This is a genomic window from Flavobacterium sp. NLM (genome assembly GCF_002210235.1).
In the GTDB taxonomy this organism is placed as follows: domain Bacteria; phylum Bacteroidota; class Bacteroidia; order Flavobacteriales; family Flavobacteriaceae; genus Flavobacterium; species Flavobacterium panici.
Genome location: NZ_LIAC01000018.1, coordinates 101,803 through 120,665, shown reverse-complemented (window position 1 = coordinate 120,665; position 18,863 = coordinate 101,803). Strand labels below are relative to the sequence as shown.

Annotated in this window: 18 protein-coding genes and 1 other RNA gene; 10 read left to right on the top strand and 9 right to left on the bottom strand. The window is 33.8% G+C overall.

Going from position 1 to position 18,863, the window contains the following annotated elements:
- Window positions 1–725: 725 nt before the first annotated feature.
- Genes pgl through gndA form a run of 3 tightly spaced genes read right to left on the bottom strand, consistent with a single transcriptional unit; the run spans window position 726 to window position 4,393 of the window.
- Entirely contained in the window at window positions 726–1,442 is a 717-nt protein-coding gene (gene pgl, locus APR43_RS21040; protein WP_053474241.1) for a 6-phosphogluconolactonase, read from the bottom strand.
- A complete protein-coding gene (gene zwf, locus APR43_RS21035) occupies window positions 1,426–2,955 on the bottom strand; it encodes a glucose-6-phosphate dehydrogenase (protein WP_053474242.1) in 1,530 nt (509 codons plus the stop codon). Before zwf ends, pgl begins: the two co-directional genes overlap by 17 nt.
- Before the next feature lie 28 nt (window positions 2,956–2,983).
- Entirely contained in the window at window positions 2,984–4,393 is a 1,410-nt protein-coding gene (gndA, locus tag APR43_RS21030; protein ID WP_053474243.1) for an NADP-dependent phosphogluconate dehydrogenase, read from the bottom strand.
- A gap of 330 nt (window positions 4,394–4,723) precedes the next feature.
- Here gndA and APR43_RS21025 point away from each other — a divergent pair, with 330 nt between their 5' ends.
- A complete protein-coding gene (locus tag APR43_RS21025) occupies window positions 4,724–5,170 on the top strand; it encodes a YybH family protein (protein ID WP_240514975.1) in 447 nt (148 codons plus the stop codon).
- A 2-nt stretch (window positions 5,171–5,172) separates the two neighbouring features.
- Here the strand turns inward: APR43_RS21025 and APR43_RS21020 are convergent, their stop codons facing one another.
- Entirely contained in the window at window positions 5,173–5,988 is an 816-nt protein-coding gene (locus APR43_RS21020; protein WP_053474244.1) for a helix-turn-helix domain-containing protein, read from the bottom strand.
- A 72-nt stretch (window positions 5,989–6,060) separates the two neighbouring features.
- Between APR43_RS21020 and APR43_RS21015 the strand changes: the two genes are divergently transcribed.
- Complete coding sequence (locus APR43_RS21015; RefSeq protein ID WP_053474245.1) at window positions 6,061–6,249, top strand: hypothetical protein; 189 nt, start codon at window positions 6,061–6,063, stop codon at window positions 6,247–6,249.
- Here APR43_RS21015 and mug read toward each other — a convergent pair.
- Window positions 6,242–6,739: a G/U mismatch-specific DNA glycosylase gene (gene mug, locus APR43_RS21010; RefSeq protein WP_053474246.1), complete on the bottom strand. Its 498-nt coding sequence runs from the start codon at window positions 6,737–6,739 to the stop codon at window positions 6,242–6,244. The genes APR43_RS21015 and mug overlap by 8 nt on opposite strands.
- Window positions 6,740–6,985: 246 nt before the next feature.
- Here mug and APR43_RS21005 point away from each other — a divergent pair, with 246 nt between their 5' ends.
- The 7 genes from APR43_RS21005 (at window position 6,986) to APR43_RS20975 (ending at window position 12,922) form a co-directional block, all read left to right on the top strand.
- Complete coding sequence (locus APR43_RS21005; RefSeq protein WP_053474247.1) at window positions 6,986–7,774, top strand: SDR family NAD(P)-dependent oxidoreductase; 789 nt, start codon at window positions 6,986–6,988, stop codon at window positions 7,772–7,774.
- Window positions 7,775–8,005: 231 nt separating this feature from the next.
- Complete coding sequence (locus tag APR43_RS21000; RefSeq protein WP_053474248.1) at window positions 8,006–8,812, top strand: phytanoyl-CoA dioxygenase family protein; 807 nt, start codon at window positions 8,006–8,008, stop codon at window positions 8,810–8,812.
- Between the two features lie 153 nt (window positions 8,813–8,965).
- On the top strand, window positions 8,966–9,652 hold the full coding sequence (locus tag APR43_RS20995; RefSeq protein WP_053474249.1) for a CDP-alcohol phosphatidyltransferase family protein: 687 nt from the start codon (window positions 8,966–8,968) through the stop codon (window positions 9,650–9,652).
- Window position 9,653: 1 nt separating this feature from the next.
- On the top strand, window positions 9,654–10,085 hold the full coding sequence (locus APR43_RS20990) for a GtrA family protein (protein WP_053474250.1): 432 nt from the start codon (window positions 9,654–9,656) through the stop codon (window positions 10,083–10,085).
- A 211-nt stretch (window positions 10,086–10,296) separates the two neighbouring features.
- A complete protein-coding gene (locus APR43_RS20985; RefSeq protein ID WP_053474255.1) occupies window positions 10,297–10,872 on the top strand; it encodes a DUF4833 domain-containing protein in 576 nt (191 codons plus the stop codon).
- 302 nt (window positions 10,873–11,174) lie between these two features.
- Window positions 11,175–11,729, top strand: a complete 555-nt coding sequence (locus APR43_RS20980; RefSeq protein ID WP_053474251.1) for an REP-associated tyrosine transposase — start codon at window positions 11,175–11,177, stop codon at window positions 11,727–11,729.
- Window positions 11,730–12,289: 560 nt separating this feature from the next.
- The gene (locus tag APR43_RS20975; protein ID WP_053474252.1) at window positions 12,290–12,922 is read left to right on the top strand and encodes a viroplasmin family protein; all 633 of its coding nucleotides are present in this window, start codon (window positions 12,290–12,292) and stop codon (window positions 12,920–12,922) included.
- A gap of 463 nt (window positions 12,923–13,385) precedes the next feature.
- Here APR43_RS20975 and APR43_RS20970 read toward each other — a convergent pair whose 3' ends face one another.
- The 3 genes from APR43_RS20970 to APR43_RS20960 form a co-directional block, all read right to left on the bottom strand.
- A complete protein-coding gene (locus APR43_RS20970) occupies window positions 13,386–13,790 on the bottom strand; it encodes a helix-turn-helix domain-containing protein (protein WP_053471816.1) in 405 nt (134 codons plus the stop codon).
- Between the two features lie 236 nt (window positions 13,791–14,026).
- Window positions 14,027–14,424: a transfer-messenger RNA gene (gene ssrA, locus APR43_RS20965) on the bottom strand.
- 142 nt (window positions 14,425–14,566) lie between these two features.
- Window positions 14,567–15,769: a serine hydrolase domain-containing protein gene (locus APR43_RS20960; RefSeq protein ID WP_053471814.1), complete on the bottom strand. Its 1,203-nt coding sequence runs from the start codon at window positions 15,767–15,769 to the stop codon at window positions 14,567–14,569.
- A 241-nt stretch (window positions 15,770–16,010) separates the two neighbouring features.
- On the opposite strand from APR43_RS20960, the gene APR43_RS20955 reads away from it, so the two are divergent.
- Window positions 16,011–17,213 (top strand): NAD(P)-dependent oxidoreductase, encoded by a 1,203-nt coding sequence (locus APR43_RS20955; RefSeq protein ID WP_053471813.1) that lies wholly within the window; start codon window positions 16,011–16,013, stop codon window positions 17,211–17,213.
- Between the two features lie 117 nt (window positions 17,214–17,330).
- On the opposite strand, the gene fumC is transcribed toward APR43_RS20955, so the two are convergent.
- Window positions 17,331–18,716 (bottom strand): class II fumarate hydratase, encoded by a 1,386-nt coding sequence (gene fumC / locus APR43_RS20950; protein WP_053471812.1) that lies wholly within the window; start codon window positions 18,714–18,716, stop codon window positions 17,331–17,333.
- Between the last annotated feature and the right edge of the window lie 147 nt (window positions 18,717–18,863).

The window sequence follows — 18,863 nt, the reverse complement described above, 5'->3', positions numbered from 1 at the left end:
TGTTCCTACGGAACAAAGAGATATAACTTGTTGTTTTTTGATATCCCGTTATCATTCCATAGGAATGTTTCGTTGGTAGATAAAATAAAGGTCAGCCACATTTACGTTCCGTATGAACGTTTGATATGCCAGATTATTAAAAACGATGTCAAAATCAAACGTTCCTACGGGACGTAACGATTATAACAATATATTTTTCTACCGACGATATGTTCCTACGGAACAAAGAGATATAACTTGTTATTTTTTGATTTCCCGTTATCATTCCATAGGAATGTTTCGTTGATAGATAAAAATAAAGGTTAGCCACATTTAGGTTCCGTAGGAACGTTTGATATGCCAGATTATTAAAAAACGATGTCAAAATCAAACGTTCCTACGGAACGTAAACGATGATAACAATATATTTTTCTACGACGATATGTTCCTACGGAACAAAGAGATATAACTTGTTATTTTTTCATATCCCGTTATCATTCCATAGGAATGTTTCGTTGGTAGATAAAATAAAGGTCGTCGCATTTACGTTCCGTAGGAACGTTTGATGTGCCCGATTATTAAAAAACTATGCAAAAATCAACGTTCCTTCAGAACATAAACGATGATAACAATATAATTTTTCTACCGACGAGATGTTCCTATGGAACAAAGAAATATATAAAATAAAAAAAGCCTGTAAACATTACGTTTACAGGATTTTTAATATATGTTATAAAACAAATTTTCTAATTCGTTCCCGCAGCAATTTTATCTACAAGAAATGATAATTCTCCAGAAACTGGTTTAATTAATTGCATCGGGTACAGTGTTGGATTAAATTCTCCGGTTGTTACTTCTTTTAAAGCATTTATTTTTTTCTCTCCAAAAGCAACTACGACGATTTTCTCCGCTTTATTAATTAACGGTGCAGTCAGCGTAATGCGATACATTTTTTGAGGAGCTAAATAATAAGCATCAACCCATTTAGTTTGTTCGTTTAATACCGCTTCACCAGGGAAAAGAGAAGCCGTATGTCCGTCATCTCCCATTCCTAACAAGATAAGGTCAAATTTTCCTTCATCACCTAAAACAGTTCTAATAGACTGCTCGTAAGTAACAGCAAAATCTTCTGGAGTAACACCATCTTTGTACATTTCAAAAATGTTTTCTGCCGGAATAGAAACGTGGCTTAATAATGTTGCGTAAGACATTTTTGCATTACTCAAATCATCATTTAGCGGAACCCATCGCTCATCACCCCAAAATATAAAAACTTTACTCCAGTCAATTTTTGTTTTGTAAGCATCAGAAGCTAATAACTTGTAAATTCCTGCAGGAGAAGAACCTCCGGTAAGAACAGCTGTAAATTTGCCTTTTTCTGCAATAGCTTTTTGAGCTGATTCCACAAAAAGGTCCGCTGCTTTCGTATTAATTTCTTCTGTTGTATTATAAATCTGTATCATTTAAAACTTCTTCTTTTGTTTGTGTATTCGGAATCCATTTGTGTCCTTGGCGGGCCAACAATTCGTCAGCTTCTTCAGGTCCCCAGCTTCCTGCTTTGTAATTAGGAAAACCAATTGGCGCCGTAGTTTTCCATACTTGTTGAATCGTATCAATAGCATCCCAGGCTTCTTCTACCTGATCCCAACGCATAAATAGGGTAGGATCTCCTAACAATGCATCTGCAATTAAAGTTTCATAAGCTTCCGGAGACATAGTAGAACAAGCGAAATAGTCAAATACCATTTCCGCTGGTCTTAACGAAAGCGAAAGCCCCGGTTTTTTAGTCATAAACTGCAATTTAATATCCATTGCAGGCTGAATATTGATAATCAATCGGTTTGGTGTCATTCCTTCTTTTCCATAAGAAAATGCAGAGTGCGGCACTGGTTTAAACTGGATAATAATAGAAGATTGTTTTTCTTCCATTCTTTTTCCAGAACGCAGATAAAACGGAATTCCTTGCCATCTCCAGTTGTCCAGATAAATTTTCATTGCCACATAAGTTTCTGTATTAGAATCTGGTGCAATTCCTTTATCCTCACGATATCCCGGAACCGGAACTCCTTTTATTTCTCCTGCACCATATTGACCTCTTACAATATAATGATCTACTTCTTCCGGTTTGATTCGGCGAATTGATTTTAAAACATCGGCTTTACGATTACGAATATCATCGGCATTTAATGAAGCAGGCGCTTCCATAGCCGTCATACATAAAATTTGAAGCAAATGGTTCTGAATCATGTCTTTTAATGCACCAACACCTTCGTAGAATCCGCCTCGTTCTTCAACGCCGACTTCTTCAGCCACGGTAATTTGGACAAAATCAATAAAATTACGGCTCCATAAAGGTTCAAACATTGAATTTCCAAAACGGAAAGCCAAAATATTCTGAACCGTTTCTTTACCTAAATAATGATCAATTCTGTAAATCTGTTCTTCTTTGAAAGTTTCAGAAAGCATTTCGTTCAATTCAATCGCAGAAGCTTTATCGTAACCAAAAGGTTTTTCGATAATGATACGATCTTGTTTCGGATTTGCCGCAAGTCCAATCTTTTTAATATTGCTTGAAATTGTCGAAATGAAAGAAGGCGTAATCGAAAGATAGAAAAGACGATTAGCACGTTCACCAAAAGCCAGATCAAAACTGTTGATTTTTTCGTTTAATCCGATATAAGATTCTTCTTTGTCAATATCAAGACTGTGATAGGTTATGTGCGAAAGAAATTTTTCAGTTTCAGGATCAGAAATTCCTTTTCTTCTTGAAAAAGTATTTAGGTTTTCTAATACATAACTGCGAAAATCTTCATTGGTTTTTTCTGCTCTACCAAGAGCAATAATCTGAAACTTTTCAGACATACGTCCGTCAAGGTACAGATTTTGAAAAGCGGGAAAGAGCTTTCTCTTTGCTAAATCTCCGGTTCCTCCAAAAATCACGATGATTGTTGGATTCTTAAGTTTATTTTTAGTCATTGTGTGTAGTTGTGTTGCTTTAAGTTGCTTATTCAGACCATTGTGTATGGAAAACTCCTTCTTTGTCGATACGTTCGTAAGTATGCGCTCCGAAGAAATCACGCTGCGCCTGAATTAAATTTGTTGGCAGATTTGCAGATCTGTAAGCATCAAAATAAGCTAATGAATTCATTAATCCCGCCACAGGTAATCCTTTTTGAACAGCAAACTGAACAGCAGTTCTCATTCCTGCCTGATTCTCTGATAATTTTGAAGCGATTCCAGCATCCAAAAGCAAGTTTGGTAAATCTGATTTAGTAACATATGCTTTTCTGAAATCTTCTAAAATAGTCGCACGAATGATACAGCCGCCGCGCCAAATTTTAGCAACAGTTTCTAAGTTTAATCCGTAATTGTATTCTTTAGAAGCGGTGTGAAGCTGAGCCAATCCTTGTGCATAAGTCACAACGATAGAAAGGTATAATGCCGATTTTAAGGCAGCAATTGCTTCACTTGTATTTACATTACTTTCAGCAGCGTTCCAAACTAATTTTTTAGCCGCTTCAATTCTTTCAGGTTTGGTTTTAGACATATCGCGCATGTTAACCGCAGCGTCGATAGTTGGAACCGGAACCTGCAAATCCATTGCGTTTTGCGAAGTCCATTTTCCTGTTCCTTTAGATTTTGCCCAATCTGAAATTTTATTGATTAACAGACTTCCGTCTTCATCTTTTTGTTTCAGAATTTTTCCGGTAATTTCGATCAAATACGATCTAAGATCATCCGTTTGGTTCCACTCTTCAAAAGTTTTCTGAATCGTTTCATCATCCAGATTATAACCTCTTTTCATAAGGTCATAAATCTCAGAGATCAACTGCATGATTCCGTATTCAATTCCATTGTGAACCATTTTTACATAGTTTCCGGCAGAACCATTTCCTAAATATTCGACACAAGGTTCACCGTCTACTTTTGCTGCAATCGCTTCAAAAATAGGACGAAGTCTTTCATATGCTTTTTGATCACCTCCCGGCATCATTGCAGGACCGAAACGAGCGCCTTTTTCTCCGCCAGAAATTCCCATTCCGAAGAAGTGGATTCCTTTTTCAGATAATTCTAGAAATCTTCTGTCAGTATCCGTAAAAAAAGTATTTCCGCCATCGATTATAATATCTCCTTTATCTAAATGCGGTAATAAACTTGCGATTGCGCTGTCAACCGGTTTTCCCGCAGGAACCAATAACATAATCGCTCTTGGCTGTTGAATAAGCTCTACAAAATGCTTCACATCTGTAGTTGCTTCAATTGTATGATCAGAATCGGCTTCTTGTTGAAGTGAGTTGACTTTTTCAGTGTCTAAGTCTAAACCTGCAGCCGCAAAGTTATGGCTTGCAATATTTAAAAGTAGGTTACGACCCATTACGCCGAGTCCTACAATTCCAAAATCAAATTTGCTCATAGTTTTTAATTAACTAAATTATTAGAAGTATGTTTTTGCAGCAAAAAGTAAGAGAAAGTATGGTAATTCTTTTTCAATCAATGTTTTGCAGAAAAACAAAGTTTATTTTAATCTTACATTTTAAAATGTAGACCGCTAAGTTAGAGAAAAATGCTGAAACAATAGGAGTAAAATAGTTCACTTTTAGGGTATATTGTGATACTTTTTTAAGTGTTGAAATTAAACTTATTTTGAGTTTTAAGTCCGTTTGAAAATCAAAACAAAAGTTGTTCGTTATTTTACAATTTTCCGCTCAAAGGAATGAATTACTTTGAGAAAAAATTATTTAAGATGAAAAGAGCACTTATTTTAAACGGATTACTGCTGCTTACCTTTTGGTGTAATGGGCAAAACTCAAATTCTGAATTGAAAAACGTCAGAAAGATTATAGAAGCAAGCAACGCAATTTATGCAGATCTCGCTAATAAAAACGACGGATCAATTCTAACAAGGTATACTGATGATGGCTGTTTGTACCCGCCCAATGCATCTCCTATATGCGGAAGCGAACAAATTGCAGCGTTCTTTAAAGATGGTCCAAAAGTACAGGTTAAGTTTACCATTCAAAATTTATATGGAGATGGCAAAACAGCTGTAACAGAAGAAAGTTATTATGAAATGACTGATCTGGAAGGTAAAAAATTAGACGATGGAAAAGTGATTGTTATTTGGAAGAAAACAAAAGACGGCTGGAAAATGCACCGCGATATGTTTAGCAGCAACCATTCTGCAAAATAAATCTAGAAACCAACATTGACAGCTTCTTGAAAATCGGTTCCATTTTTTATTAACGAAGCTCTTGATGCAAAAGGAGTAATGCCTGTAAATTTTTTAAACTCTTTTATAAAATGTGCCTGATCATAATATCCGCAGTCGTAGGCTATAGTAGTTAACGATTCAGAAGTATTAAGAACTAAATGCAGGCTTTTGTTAAATCGTATTACAGAAGTAAATGCCGAAGGACTTATTCCAATATTGGACAAATAAAGTTTTTGAATATATCTTTCCGATAATCCCGAATGCTTTGCCATTGCAGGCAGGTCTAGCGAATTAGTAACAAAAAGATTTTGACTGAGATCTTGAAGCATCGATACTTTCTTTAATCGGGTTTCGTTTTTTTTGAGCTGCTGCAGAAAGTGATTTTCTAAAATATTGATTTTGGAGGCAAGACCATCTGCCTCCATTATTTTTTCATACAATTCCCTATTTTCAACTTGTGCGACATCGTACATATCGGTTGCATAATTTGTAAATTCTGATAATGGATCAGAGAAAAACAACGCACTCGCATGCGGATAAATTCGCGCAATAAGTACCGAAGTTCCTTTTGCAACCGAAAGTCGGGTAGGAAGGGTTAAATGTCCAAGAAGTTCAATCGCCGGAGTATCTTTTCGTCTGCCATTAATAATAGTAGCCGCCATCCCTTCTGAAATATTGATAATGAAATCTACATAACCGCTTGGATAAAACACTTCATTGTTTAGATCTTTTTCGATCGTAACAACAGTATAATTTTTTATATATGGCGCTAAGCTGGCGGAAGGTAAAATCTGCATCTGATTTGTCTTAATTCTGAAATTAATTTGTTGACTTATAGCGGATTCTAAATTAAAAATAAATTTGATAAAATGAACGAAACGGTTACCGGAATTGCGCAAGGAAATATGGTTTGGCTGGTGATTCCGTTTAGTGTTATTATTTCCTGGATGTACACTTCATTCGGACAAGTAGGAGAGAGCACCGAAATCCTTTTGAAGGAAATGCTAATGATGTGCCTATTTCGCAAATATCTAGGAGTTTTTTATTTAGTTAAATAATTGTTTTATATAATTCTGAATATGAAATAACGAGATCGCTAAGTGTAAATCCACGATTTAAACCACTAGGATTAGGTAATATCCAAACCTTAGCTCCGCAAAAATCTTCTGATTGTAATCCCCACGTGATTTGCTTTTTACCAGAAAAAGCTTTGTAAGCTGCTTTACCAAGAAAAGCAATATATTTAGGTTGGAACTTTTTTATCTTTTTTCTGAAAATTTCAATAGAATCATCAAATTCTTCTTTTAAAAGTTGATCTGCACGAGAAGTTGCTCTTGCTACTGCAGTAGTCAGACCATATCCAAGATTTAAAATGTCAATATCGTTTATAGCTTCTATTTGATGTGGAGTAAAACCAGCCTGATGTAATACCTTCCAAAATCGATTGCTTCTTCCCGAAAAATGATGTCCATCTGCTGCTGATTTTAAACCGGGATTAATTCCGCAAAAAAGTACAGTGAGATCTTCTTTAATAATATCAGTTAACATTTATGAAATTCAAATCAGTTAATTATAAGTTTTAAAATATCAATGACTTTATATAAGATTTTTGATAACAACAAAGTTAATTAAAGATTTATGTTTTTACACGTTAAAGCCTTATTATAATGGGCTAAAGAAATATTTTTATATAAAAAAGGCTGTCTTATAATTGAATAGTTAGACACTTTAAAAAGTTATTTTCGAGGTACTGGGTTACAATTAATCTTTATATTTGATAATTAAATTAATAAAATGAGCGAAAAAACTAAACCGTATGCCTTAATAACCGGCGCCAGCAAAGGCATTGGAAAATCTATTGCTTATGAATTGGCTAAACAAGGTTATCCATTATTGCTTGCTGCTAGAAGTGAAGAGGAATTAAAAGCATTATCAAATGATCTTCAAGTTAAATACGGCATTAATGCTTTTATTTTATCAATTGATCTTTCGATAAATGGTGCATCGCAAAAAGTAACAGATTGGATAAAAATGAATAACTATCCAGTTGAGATTCTGGTTAACAATGCGGGTTATGGTGTGTGGGGCAATTTTAGTCAGTCTTCTCTAACGGATCAGCTTGGTATGATGCAGCTTAACATGAATGTAGTTGTAGAACTTTCTCATTTATTAGTACCCATACTTTCACAAGAAAAACAAGCTTACATTTTAAATATATCGAGTACTGCTGCCTATCAGGCCGTTCCTACGCTGGCTGTTTATTCGGCTACAAAAGCTTTTGTTTTATCGTTTACTCGTGCTTTGCGTTTTGAACTTGCCAAAACTTCAATTTCAGTAACCTGTTTTAGTCCAGGTCCGGTTGATACTGGTTTTGCTGCAAGAGCTGGTTTAAGTGCTTTAAACAAAATGGCTGAAAAGTTTAATATGCAGCCAGATGAAGTGGCAAAAATGGCAGTAAAAGCCATGTTCAGCAAAAAATCAGAAGTTATTCCGGGTTTTACAAATATTATTTCAGTCTACGCCAATCGCATACTACCAAAGGCTTTTATCGAAAAAACGGCAGCCGGGATTTATAAAATTTAATTTTTTTTCGAAAAAAATATAAAAATATTCTTTGGAAAAGAGAAAATATATATTATGTTTGTATTAAATTCTACTAATTCTATAGAGTATGTCAGATAAAAGAAAAAATATGTTTAATTTTCCTAAAGGTCGAATGTACAAAAACATGCTAATGTATTGTTGTTGCTGTTGTTGCAATCTTTTAGATAAAATTACAAACATTATTATTTCATTTATTAAATCTATATTATCATGGGATCTTCTTATAAAACCTTTACCCTTACTGAGCAATTAACTAATGAGCAAATTGCCTTTTTTAACGAACATGGCTTTATCCATTTCAAAAAATTTATAAATCCGGAAACGGTTTCATCCATCATTGATGCCTCTAAACAAGTCGAGCAAAAATGGATTGAAAACGATCTTCAAAAAATAAACGGTGTTCCAATTAAATATGGAAAAGATTTAGATGGCTCTGCCATTGTGCAGCGTTTTGCTTTTATTAATCAACATCATCAAACCTTAAGTGGTCTTTTACTTGATCCAAGATTTAATGGTTTATTACCATTGGCAGGCGATGGCGCAAGATTAGGCACAGAAGAAAAAGACGGAATGGTTTTCAATCATTATATCAACGGACCCGAAAGTAAGTTTACTAAAATGGGCTGGCATACAGATGGTTTGAGAGATATTTTTTATGGTGGAAAATTAAACCCAATGCTAAATGTGGGTATTCACTTAAGCACTTTAAAACCTGAAAACGGCGGACTTAAAATTATTCCGGGTACTCATAAGCAGAGTATTTATCAAATGCTTTTCCGTAAAAAATACTTTTTAGATAATAAACCCGATCCACAGGAAGTTTCCATCACTCCGGAAGCTGGAGACTTAACCATTCACGATGGACGTTTGTGGCACAGAGTTGCAGAATCATCTATCCGTGGCGAAGAAAGTAGAAGAAGGGTTATTTATATTCCAATTATAGCAGGAAAATACGCTCCTAAAAACGAGAACAGTCCAACGGTTTTTTATCAACGTTTTGCAGGTATTGTTAAATAATTATGCTGTTTGTTATCGCATTTAGTTATCTGGTTAGATCAGGTAAGCTAAAAAGTGCTACCGATTTTTTTAAAAATACACAAAGAAAAATAAAGTTAAAAATTATAAGCTAGAAGTGGTTATACTTTCTGGCTTATAAATACTGGGCTAATAATGGGAAAAGAAACACAGGTTGAAGATTATACTATAATTGCACAAAGAACATTTTCAGACCGTAAGCGAACTAATATCTTAAAAAGAGCAGAACAGCTAACGATTGTATTTTTGCTTCCAAAAGTGCCTAAATTCATTTCGCCAAACTTGCTCACTTTAATTGGTACACTTGGTTCGGGATTAGTTTTTTTAGCTTTTGTTTTAGGAATTTATTTAACAAATTGGTATTTGCTTTTGGGTATTATCGGTTTGGGTATAAATTGGTTAGGCGATTCTTTAGATGGAAGACTGGCTTATTACAGAAATATTCCGCGCCGTTGGTATGGTTTTGCACTCGATATTATTGCCGATTGGATTGGTATTGTACTTATAGGTTTTGGTTACTACATTTATGCTGAAAATGGCACACAAGTATTAGCCTTTGCTTTTGTCGCATTGTATGGCTGGTCAATCATCATCAGCCAGTTGCGCTACAAAATTACAAATGAATACAGTATAGATTCCGGCTTTGTTGGCCCAACCGAGCTTCGATTTATTATTGCTTTAATTTTAATTGCAGAAGTTTTATTTCCCGGATCAATTACCTATTTGGCTGGCTTAATAACTATTTTGTTATTTATAATCAATACCATAGATAGCTTTAAACTTTTAAAGCTGGGCGATTTAAAAGATAAAACCCAAGGCTGAAATGTTTAAGAAAAAATCTATTTTCACTTTTCTACAAGCACAAGTTGCGGCATTTGTAGGCGGCATTACCGATTATGGTTTAATGATTCTATTAACAGAAGTATTTAAACTGCATTTTACCTTTTCTATTTTAAACTCCGGAACCGTTGGCGCGATTATCAATTTCAGCATCAATAGATTTTGGGTATTTAAAAATCAATCTGGTTATAGCAGCCACATCAATAGTCAGCTTTTTAAATTTGCGTTGGTTGTATTGGGAAGCATTTCCTTAAAATCATTCGGCACGCTTATTTTGCAAAAATCATTTCAAATCGATTACAGAATCGGGAGATTAATCACGGATAGTTTTGTTTCTTATGGATTTAATTATCCACTAATTAAGTATTGGGTTTTTAAGACAAACGAAAAACAGAACGCAATCGAATCAAATTAAATTAATCCGTTGCGTGCAATTATTTTAACACATAGAAACTAGATTTAGGACGCTTAAAAAAGGCGTTTCACTTGTTTAAAATAAACATAGCTAGCTATGTGTTAGAAACTAGTTTCTTTTTTATATTCTTTTTTACGCATCTAACAACTATGTTTCTATGTGTTAAAAAATTGCACGCAACGGGTTTAAATTAGTATATATGCATCTTGTTATGAATAAATTATCATTTAAATATTTTACAAAATCACTAATCGTTATAACGATCTTAGTAAATATAATTTCTGGAAATCTATTGGCGCAATCGAAAAATCCATCACCATTAAATTTTCCTACTCCTAAAAATATAGATAATATGCTATTTTATATTCAGCGAGACCCAAATATAAACACTGCTATTTATGCCATAAACTATCAGGAAAATGGAAAAATAAACAAAAGCAATCCTATAAAAGCATATTGGATTCGATATGCCGAGAAAGGAGAAAAAAAGGATTTTAGTTATGTACAACGCAAATTTGCCTACGGAATAGAAAGTAAAACGGTAAATAATGAAGAGTTTGAGTTTCAATTTGTATCGTATAAAAAATTACCCTTAACCTTGAAAAAGTTAGATTCAGATCAAAAATATCATGTTTTTGTAAATGTAAATCAGAAAAAAATACAGGTTGAAAAAATATTTGTGCGCATTGAAGGAGGTTCTTTTTGGCTGCCAAATGTAAAGTATGCCGAAGTTACCGGAATTGATGCTTCATCAAATAAAACAATTACTGAAAGGATGTTGTTGTAATGAGATGGCTATATATTTATTTCATTTAATAATAAACCCGATTCAACCAATTTGAATCGGATTTATTGTGATTTAAAACAAATCAATAAATTGAAGCAATTATCAATAGTCATGCTTTATAAGGTAACTATCAATTACCATGTCAAAAATATTATCTTCAATTACAAGCCGAAGTTACCGGAATTGAAACCCGCAACGATAGCGCAGATTTGTAATCTGTGCCCGCAAAGTAATTTCTTCAAAACATAAATAAAAAGATTAAAATTTTCCGTTATACTTTTTATTTTTGTAAGAAAAAAGGCGTGTCAACAAAATACAAAGCAACAACAACTGAGGAAGCATATTTTATAACTATAACTGCTGTAGGATGGATAGATATATTTACAAGACTAAATCAGAAAAATATTTTAATAAATGCTTTAAAATATTGTCAGGAAAACAAAGGTTTGGAAATTTATGCTTACTGTATTATGAGCAGTCATATTCATTTGATTTGCAAAGGGACGAATGGTTTTGTATTATCTGATATTATTAGAGATTTTAAAAAATTTACATCAAAAAAAATAATACAAACTATAATAAATGAACCTGAAAGTAGAAGAGAATGGATGCTTGAATATTTTCAAAAATCATGTGAACATTTAAAAAAGGATCAGAATTATAAAGTTTGGCAAAATGGTTACCATGCAGAACATATTTATAGCAATAAGTTTATTAAGCAAAAAATAGATTACATCCATAATAATCCTGTAAAAGATAAAACTGTTAATTCGGCTGAAGATTATTATTTTAGTTCGGCAAGGAATTATTCCAACTTAGAAAATGATTTAGATGTTGTTTTGTTATACTTATTTTAAAATACTCAACTGCTGTCTTGACTTAGCTTGTGGGCACAGATTGCAAATCTGCGCTAACGGTAACGAGTAACGGGTATGCACAACGATAGCGCGGAAATTCTTTCCGTGCCCGTTCCTATATTAATAAAAACTGTTTTTCTTTTTTAAATCTGTCAAGATATACTTTGCGGGCACGGATTACAAATCCGCGCTATCGGGTATCGGGGTAAAATACGTATAGATAAACCATAAAAAACCGATTACTCGGATATGCACAACGATAGCGCGGAAATTCTTTCCGTGCCCGTACCTATATTAATAAAAACTGGTTTTATGCTCAATAAAAATTAAAAACAGGTATTTATACTTTATGAATTTATTTATTAAAGAAGTATTTTGCCTTTTATACAGTTACGGAAAACCGTAAAGTAAAACAATGAAGGTTTTGTATGTTTGGTATTGGACATTGATCAGGCTGGAACTATATAGCTTTTAAAATTGGTAGTTGAAATCATTTTATGGAGGGAATAAGTAAGTTGGGCATAATCTTAATTACGAAATCGTAAATAAATTAAAAAGATATGGCAAAAAAGAAGTTTTACGTTGTTTGGGAGGGTAGAAAAATTGGAATATTCGAAACGTGGGATGAATGTAAGGAAAGTATCCATGGTTTTAATGGTGCCAAATATAAATCTTTTCAATCTTTAGAATTAGCAAAGCAAGCGTATTCAGAAGAATATGATAACTATAAAGGCAAGACATTTTTTGAATCCGAGTTATCTGAAGAAGAATTAAAATTGATCGGTGCACCTATTTTAAAAAGTATCTCTGTAGATGCAGCCTGTAGTGGTAATCCAGGTTTAATGGAATATCAAGGAGTTGAAACTGAAACTAAAAGGGTAATTTTCAAACAAGGTCCTTTTAAAGATGCATCAAATAATATGGGTGAATTTTTAGCTTTAGTACACGCATTGGCACATATGAAAAAAAGCAACGATATACGTCCAATTTATTCTGATAGCAAAATAGCAATATCTTGGATTAGAGATAAAACTTCCAGAAGTAATATTCAAGAAACAGAAAATAATAAAGAAGTTTTTGAACTTATGGAACGCGCAGAAAAATGGCTAATCTCAAATGAATTTACCAACAAAATATTAAAATGGGAAACAAAAGCTTGGGGTGAAATTCCAGCTGATTTTGGTAGAAAATAACTAAAACCTAAATCCAACAGCAGATCGCTCGTCTATGCACAACGATAGCGCGGAAATTCTTTCCGTGCCCATTCCTATATTAATGAAAACTGGATTTTCTTTTTTAAATCTGTCAAGATATACTTTGCGGGCACGGATTACAAATCCGCGCGATCGGGTTGCAAATCTGCGCTAACGGTTAACGGTAACGGGTATGCACAACGATAGCGCGGAAATTCTTTCCGTGCCCGTTCCTATATTAATAAAAACTGATTTTCTTTTTTTAAATCTGTCAAGATATACTTTGCGGGCACGGATTACAAATCCGCGCGATTGGGGCTATGCACAACGATAGCGCGGAAATTCTTTCCGTGCCCGTTCCTATATTAATAAAAACTGGTTTTCTTTTTTTTAAATCTGTCAAGATATACTTTGCGGGCACGGATTACAAATCCGCGCGATCGGGTTTTAAGTAATATAATTATTATTTATTAATCAATTTCTCAAGCCTCACCATCATTTCATCTTTCTCTTTCAACATTCGCTCATATAAAGCAATCTTTTCTTCATGTAGTTTGATCAATTGATCAATTTGATTAACAGTAGAATTGTAAAATACAGATGCAGGTTGTTGACAATTATCAAAAGTATTAGAAATAATATTAATCGCCTGTTCTTCATCAAAATTCTGAAAAGCTTCAACAGGAATTTTTAATACAGCAGAGATTTGTTTCAGCAAATTTTCTTCAATTACATCTTTTTGCTCCAGTAAAGAAATTTTCTTTTGGTTCCAGTCTTCACCTAAATCATAAGCTAACCCTTCCTGCTTTATGTTAAGCATTTCTCTGAAACGTTTTACGTTTCTTCCCTGATGTATTTTCTGTTCCATAATGAATATCAATTTCTAAAGGCTCAAAGTTAAAGCCATTTGGATAAAAAATCCTGAATTTCAAAGATAAAAAAATATACAATAAAACATCGTTTTTGTCAGATATTATGCCAGTTATATTTTACTCCAATGTTTCGGGTATTATATCAATTTTTAAAAAGCAAAAATTAGAAAATGACTTATTTTATTAAGGTTTAACAAAAAAAAGCCTGTAAACAATAAGTTTACAGGCTTTTTTGTGGAGTCGCCGGGAATCGAACCCGGGTCCAAACAAGCAACTAAAGAGCTTTCTACACGCTTATTTCCTGATTAGATTTTCGATGTTAAGCTAGGCCAGAAACAGCCACCGAACACTTATCTTCTTAAGTTTCGAAACCCACCCGAAGCTCATGGATTTCTAGGTTTATTTTTACGGTTCCCCTTGACGGAACGCCACAAACCAAGGCTTTCCAGGAGAATCCAGCTTCTCTACCTTGTAGAGACGTGGCGCAATCTTACTATGATTCGGATTATGCAGCTAAAGCGTAATTATTTTCGCCGTGTAAAAGTTTGAGATCTTATATTTACGAGCAAGGTCTCAATGCTCGACGTGCTTACTGTTCAATTCGACTTGCTGTCAAAACCAGTCGACCCCAAAAATGAGTCTGCAAATTTAGAGTATTTGAAATTACTTTCTACTAAAATTTTCAGAAAAATTCGAAAGTCAAAAGTCGAAAGTTGTAAAGTTTTTAAAGTATTTGACTTTAAGACTTTTGACTTTCGAATTTATGACTATTTTATTCTTCGTCTTTAAAATTAAAAGGATAATCTCCAAAAATTGGAGCTAATTTGCGAACAGCATAAGTGTTTCTTGTCATTTTGTTAGACAACGCAATAATGGTAACATTCTCTTTCATTAGAGTAATGTAAGATGAGGTATTGCCATGCCACCAGCCATTATGGAAATAATAGTTTTGACCCGTTTCCCAATTAATCATTCTAATTCCCAAACCGTAATTTTTAGTTCCTTTACGCTCGTTGCTGTAACCCGTGTAAACTTGTTTTAATAATTCAGGTTTCAAGAAATCAGGAGATTGTCTTGCGCGGTCAAATTTTAAAAGATCTCGTACTGTCGAAAAAACATTTTTATCTCCGTAAACATTGTCCAGATAATCAAAACCAATTTCTACACCATTTCCTTTATATGATGGAACAATCGTTTTTCTGTCTTTGTCATCGTCAAAAACATACGTATGCGTCATTCCTAAAGGTTTAAAAATCATTTGAGACATTGCTTCTTTATATTTCAAGCCGGTAATTTTTTCAATGATAAGTGCCAGCATTGCATAATTAGTATTGCAATAGCTGAAACGAGTTCCGGTTTTAGATTCTAAACCAATATCTTTAGTTGCCAAAAGATTTAAAATATCCTTATTTGTCAACTGATTATGTCTGTCCCAAACTGATTTATCGTGATCAGTAAAATAAGCATAATTACGCATTCCGGTGCGATGGCTTAAAAGCATTCTAATTGTGCAGTCTTCGTATGGAAACGTTTTTAAAATTGTATTTACTTTTTGGTCTAAATCTATTTTACCCGCATTCACCAATTTTAAAATGGCTGTTGCCGTTAATACTTTACTTACAGAGGCAATTTGCACAGGAGTTTCGGCAGTTATTTTAGTTCCTTCATTTTTATTGGCAAAACCATTGTATTTTTCATAAATAATCTGACCATTTCGGGCAACTAAAAAGCTTCCGTTCATGCTGTTGTTGGGCCAGTTTTTATAATAAAAATGATTTATTCTGCCAATTACTGAATTTTTATAAGCCTGAGAAATTTTCTTTTCAGGACCTAACGGCTTCATTTTAGGTAATGTATCTTCGACTGTAGGAGTAGTAGCTGTTTTTGTTTTATTGTCATTACCACAAGAGCTTAAAACTAATACTGAGAAAAGTATTTGTGGTATCTTTGTTTTTTTAAGGAAAATCATTTGCATCGTTCTTTAAAAACAAATATATCGAATTCAATTTTGTTGTATTCTCAGTTTTTGATGGTTTAAAAACGTCTTTTTAACATAATTTTAAGAACTGTTTTTTTTATTTCTTTGTTTTTCAGCTACTAACGGTTTTTAAACATTCTAAATAGTAAATTAGAAACAAAAATTTAACTATATTTGTTATATTTGAAACAAATACGATGTAAAAAGTTATATTATTAAATGCTTTAAATTTATTTAAATGAAATTTGGAATCATAAAAGAAAGAAAAAACCCACCAGACAGAAGAGTTGTTTTTTCTCCAAATGAGCTTACAAAACTAAAACAAGTCTATCATGACGCTTCTGTTGAAGTAGAAAGTTCAGATATTAGAGTTTTTTCTGATGCAGAATATAAAAATATGGGAATAAACGTTACAGAAGATGTTTCGGATTGTGATGTTCTTTTTGGTGTAAAAGAAGTTCCTGTTGACAATTTAATTCCAAACAAAGCATATTTCTTTTTTTCTCATACGATAAAAAAGCAGCCACATAACAGGAAATTACTTCAGGCGATTTTAGAAAAAAATATTGATTTATACGATCATGAAACTATTGTTGATTCGCTTGATCGTCGATTAATTGGTTTTGGCAAATATGCCGGAATGGTTGGTGTATATAACGGAATCCGTGCTTTCGGAATTAAATTCGAATTATTTAAACTTCCAAAAGCAGAAACACTTTCCGGAAAAGAAGCCTTGATTATGCATTTAAAACGCATTACAATGCCGGCTTTAAAATTTGTCATTACCGGAACAGGAAAGGTTGGGAGCGGGGCAAAAGAAATTTTAGATGCTATTAAAATAAAAGAAATCACGGTAGACAATTATCTGACTAAAAAATATGCGCAGGCAGTTTATGTTCAGTTAGATGTTTTAGAATATAACAAACGTATTGATGGTCAGGTTTTAGATTTTAATGATTTTGTCGAAAATCCGGAAGCTTATACTTCTGATTTTGAAAAATTCACGAAAGTTTCAGATATCTATTTTGCAGGTCATTTTTATGCAAGTAATGCTCCAATGATTTTGACCAGAGAAATGTTAAACGCAAGCGACTGTAAATTAAAAGTGGTAGCAGATATTTCCTGCGATGTAAACGGGCCAATTGCAAGTACGCTTCGTTCTTCGACAATTGCTGAACCTATTTATGGTTATTTTCCTTTAGAAGATAAAGAAGTAGATGTTTTTCATCCGGCGGCAGTTGTTGTTATGGCAGTTGATAATCTTCCGTGTGAAATCCCAAAAGATGCCAGCGAAGGTTTTGGAGAGCAATTTATGGAGCATGTAATTCCGGCTTTTTTCAACGGAGATAAAGATGGAATTTTAAAACGCGCAAAAATCACCGAAAACGGAAAACTTACAGAAAGATTCAGTTATTTACAAGATTATGTAGACGGTAAATAATTGTGAATTGTTAATTATAAATTGTTAATTAATTAAAAGAGCTTTCTAAATTTAGAAAGCTCTTTTTTATAGTATCAAAAATAATTAACCATTAACAATTTATAATTAACAATTAATCTAAACCATTTCTTCCGGTTTTACCCAGGCGTCAAAATCTTCAGGAGAAACGTAGCCTAAACGAACCGCTTCTTCTTTTAGTGTCGTTCCGTTTTTGTGAGCGGTTTGAGCAATTTCTGCTGCTTTGTAATAACCAATTTTTGTGTTTAAAGCGGTTACAAGCATTAGAGAATTATCCACTAATTCTTTAATACGTTTGTGATTTGGTTCGATTCCCTGTGCGCAATGTTCGTCGAATGAAACACAAGCGTCTCCAAGCAAACGTGCCGATTGAAGAAAGTTTGCGGCCATAACTGGTTTAAAAACATTCAATTCATAATGTCCCTGCATTCCGCCAACTGCGATTGCCATATCGTTTCCGATAACTTGGGCGCAAACCATTGTTAAAGCTTCACATTGTGTAGGGTTTACTTTTCCGGGCATAATAGAGGATCCAGGTTCGTTTTCAGGAATATGAATTTCTCCAATTCCTGAGCGTGGGCCAGAAGCTAACATTCTAACATCGTTTGCAATTTTGTTTAAGGAAACAGCCAATTGTTTTAATGCTCCGTGAGTTTCCACAATGGCGTCGTGAGCAGCCAAAGCTTCAAATTTGTTTTCCGCAGTAATAAAGGGATGTTTGGTAAATTGAGCGATATATTCGGCTACTTTTACGTCGTAACCTTTTGGAGTATTTAATCCTGTTCCAACTGCAGTTCCTCCTAAAGCAATTTCAGATAAATGAGCTAAGGTGTTTTTAAGCGCTTTTAATCCAAAAGCTAATTGCGCTGCGTAACCTGAAATTTCTTGTCCAAGAGTTAAAGGCGTTGCGTCCATTAAATGCGTACGGCCAATTTTTACAACATCCTTAAATTCATTTGCTTTTTTTACCAAAGTTGCGTGCAGTTTTTCAACTCCCGGAATTGTGGTTTCAACCACCATTTTGTAAGCTGCAATATGCATTCCGGTTGGGAAAGTATCATTTGATGATTGAGATTTATTTACATCATCATTTGCTTTTATAAATTGTTCGCCTTCGCCAATTTCAAAACCTTTTAAAACTTGGGCGCGGTTAGCAATTACTTCATTTACGTTCATGTTACTTTGTGTTCCTGAACCTGTCTGCCAAATTACAAGTGGAAATTGATCATCTAATTTTCCTTCCAGAATTTCGTCACAAACGGCAGCGATTGCGTCTCTTTTTTCTATTGGTAAAACTCCCAGATCAAAGTTGGCGTAAGCAGCCGCTTTTTTTAGATAAGCAAATCCTTCGATGATTTCCTGCGGCATCGAAGCGGAGTTTCCAATTTTGAAATTATTTCTTGAACGTTCTGTTTGAGCACCCCAATATTTATCGGCTGGGACCTGAACTTCGCCCATGGTGTCTTTTTCTATTCTGTATTTCATTTTGTGTAAATATGTTGTTTGTAAAAATGTATTTTGTTTGGGTAAATGGGACGCGGATGACGCTGATTTACTTCGTAAAGACGCGGATTGAAACGGATTTTTTATTTTGGTGTTTAAGATTTCTTTTGAATACGGATTCTAGCCCCG